Raw genomic sequence first — 399 nt, 5'->3', positions numbered from 1 at the left:
ACTGGTCGACAAGGAGAGCAAGACAGTCAAGATCAACTTCGATGATGAACTGGTCAAGGCCACCGTTCTGACCCATGGCGGCAAGGTGGTGCACCCGAACTTCGCCAGTGCCGCAACTGCAGCGTCAGCACCTGCAGCCTCGGTGGCAAAGCCCGCCGCCGGCAAGAAGGCTGCTCCTGCGGCGGCCAAGCCAGTCAAAGCGCCCGTCGCAAAGGCGGCAACGGCCAAGGCCGCCCCCGGCAAGGCTGCGGCACCAAAAGCCAAAACAGCCGCCAAGACCGCTGCTGCCAAACCCGCTGCAGCCCCATCCACTGCAGCCCCATCGCCTGCAGCAAAGACTGCCGCTAAAAGCACAAAAGGAGAGGCATGATGGCTGCCGATGCAACCCTCGACAAGGCA

General features: G+C 62.9%; 1 pseudogene. It reads left to right on the top strand.

The annotated features are described in order from the left end of the window. Positions 1–370, top strand: a pseudogene (locus LB462_RS31015) (Re/Si-specific NAD(P)(+) transhydrogenase subunit alpha); the annotation flags it as partial. Positions 371–399: the final 29 nt, after the last annotated feature.

The organism is Phyllobacterium chamaecytisi, assembly GCF_020164455.1.
GTDB lineage: Bacteria > Pseudomonadota > Alphaproteobacteria > Rhizobiales > Rhizobiaceae > Phyllobacterium > Phyllobacterium chamaecytisi.
Note: the sequence above shows the minus strand (reverse complement) of the source record. Positions and strands in the feature narration are given on the sequence as shown.